The organism is Sphingobium sp. (assembly GCF_035511395.1).
In the GTDB taxonomy this organism is placed as follows: Bacteria; Pseudomonadota; Alphaproteobacteria; order Sphingomonadales; family Sphingomonadaceae; genus Sphingobium.
In genome coordinates this window covers 1-2,252 of sequence record NZ_DATKFP010000371.1, presented here as the reverse complement: position 1 = coordinate 2,252, position 2,252 = coordinate 1, and the positions used below count along the sequence as shown (strand labels likewise).

Genomic DNA, 2,252 nt, shown 5'->3' with positions numbered 1-2,252 from the left:
AGAGGCGGTCCAGCAGGTCTTCACTCTTCTCCAGGGAAAGACCGGGAATGTAGGCATTCGGGCGACGACCCAGCAGCAAACAGCGCCGCTGCGTTTCCGGGATGAGCCGTACCAATGGATGGACGGCCCCGACCACCCTGCGCGGGTCGCTCACCTCCTTGAAGCCGATGCGCAGATCCCCCGCGCTGGTCCGGCTGGCGTCGTGGATGCACGTCCGGTCCTCGATCTCGTCCCTTACCTCTTGCGGCAGCGCTTCGTAGGCGGCATACATGTTGGCAAAGTAGGTGCAGCCACCTTCCGCCGGTATTTCGAGCGCATGCAACGCGGCGCCCTTGGGCGGCGACGTGACATACGTCATGTCCGCGTGCCAGACGGCTTCGCCATCTCCCAGGCCGCCGATGGCCACGCCATCCACCTTGATGTTCGAAATCGTCGTGATTTCGGGATGATCCACGCCTGGGCCCTGCCTGACCGCCCTGGCCGCGATGGGCCGGGCATCGAGCTCCCCGAAATTCCGGGAAAACGCGATCAGCTGCTCGGCCGACATCGGATCCTGTCCCCTGAAGCGCAGTACCAGGTGACGACTCCAGGCCGACTGGATAAGGGCGACGTCCTCGGGCGGCAATGGACGGGAAAAATCCACGCCCTTGACCTCGGCCCCTATGCATTTTCCGATCGGTTCGATGGTGATGTTGTTCACGACTGTCTTCCTCCTGTCGATCATCAACGATACGCCTCAATACATGTGTGATTTATAATAAATGTCTAGTAATTCGTATTCATTTTTGTATGAATATCGCACGCAGAAAGTTCTCTTTCACTGAGATGGAAGTGTTTCTCGCCGTAGTGCGAGAGCTGAATTTCAGCCGCGCCGCCGAGCACTGTTGCACCACTCAACCCGCGCTGAGCGTGATGATTCGGGAACTCGAACGCAAGGCGGGCGCGCCTCTGCTCTTGCGCAGCACCCGCCGGATGAGCCTGACGCCGGCGGGCGAGCAGTTCCACCTCGCTTGTCGGCGGATACTGGACCAGTACGACGACGGCATATCCCAGTTCCAGAATTTCGTCGCCGGCCATGCCGGTACGCTGGTCGTTGCCGCCTCGCCATCGATCATGGCGGGGGTTCTACCCAAGGTATTGCAACGGTTGAACCGGCTCCATCCGGATATCAAGATCGAGGTCCGCGAGCGCTTGCACGAGGAGTGTCTGCGCCTGGTGCGAGAAAAGGATGCGCATTGCGCGATCACTGCCTACAAACGAGAAGCGGACGATCTCGACCAGCAACACCTTTGCCGCGATCGATTGGTGTTGATATGTCCCGCCACGCATGAGCTGGCGGCATACAAGCAAGTGAAATGGCAGGACGTCGTGCGCTATCCGCAGATTTCATTGCCCGCGGACAGCAGTATCAGGCAGATCATCGAGATCGAATTCATCAAGCGAAAGCTGAAGTTCCAGCCACTGGACGAGGTGGAGCGCTTTACGTCCCTGCTTGCCCTGGTTGCTTCCCAACGAGGGATAGGCGTGCTGCCCGGCTCGCTGATCGAACAACTGAGTTATCGGAATCTGCGGTTTCTTCCCATCCTGGACATGACGGCTGTACGCAGCATTTGCCTGATCACTGCGCGCGGCCACTTGCTGCCGCCGGCCCTGGAACACTTCCGGGCAGTGTGCCTGGACGAACTCGCCACGGACCCGCCCTGAATTGCAGCATGATGTTTTTTACATATGTGAAATCGCTTTCACACTAGTGAAAGTAGCGTCCACCCCGTGTTCCCCGTCGAGATAATCCGCCGCACCCGATACACGCGGCCACGACAGGAGACACCATGCCCCAGCACATCAGGATCGACCGACAAGGCCCCATCTGGCGGGTCGTCATCGACCGCCCCGACGCCAAGAACGCCCACGATCTCCAGACCTTCCAGGAACTGGTCGCCGCCTTCGACGAAGTCGAGGCCGACCCGGCTTGCCGCTGCGCCATCCTGACCGGCGCCGGCGACATCTTCAGCGCCGGCCAGGACCTGCGTTTCACCGCCCAGGCGGATCCCCAGGCCATCGACGCCTACGGCCGCTGGAACGTCGCCGCCCGGCAGCGCATCCAGCGCAACGCCAAGCCGGTGGTCGCCGCGGTGAACGGCCCGGCCATCGGCGGCGGCGTCTATCTGGCAACGTCCTGCGACCTGGTGGTCGCCGTCGATACCGCCTTCCTGCAGATGCGCGAGATCCAGGCCGGCAACCACAGTGGCGGC

3 protein-coding genes are annotated in these 2,252 nt (G+C 61.3%); 2 read left to right on the top strand and 1 reads right to left on the bottom strand.

The window, feature by feature from the left end; translation table 11 throughout:
- Window positions 1-700, bottom strand: a 700-nt coding sequence (locus VMR39_RS25540) for a TauD/TfdA family dioxygenase (RefSeq protein WP_325420518.1), incomplete at its 3' end; no start/stop codon positions are given.
- 89 nt (window positions 701-789) lie between these two features.
- Between VMR39_RS25540 and VMR39_RS25535 the strand changes: the two genes are divergently transcribed.
- Both VMR39_RS25535 and VMR39_RS25530 read left to right on the top strand, forming a co-directional pair.
- Window positions 790-1,704, top strand: a complete 915-nt coding sequence (locus VMR39_RS25535) for a LysR family transcriptional regulator (protein ID WP_325420516.1) — start codon at window positions 790-792, stop codon at window positions 1,702-1,704.
- A 125-nt stretch (window positions 1,705-1,829) separates the two neighbouring features.
- Window positions 1,830-2,252 (top strand): enoyl-CoA hydratase/isomerase family protein (locus VMR39_RS25530; RefSeq protein WP_325420514.1); only part of this gene is annotated, 423 nt, incomplete at its 3' end.

Bases quoted from the DNA above. Each gene is read 5' to 3' on its own strand.
- VMR39_RS25535 (WP_325420516.1), top strand. From the start codon at position 790: ATGAATATCGCACGCAGAAAGTTCTCTTTCACTGAGATGGAAGTGTTT.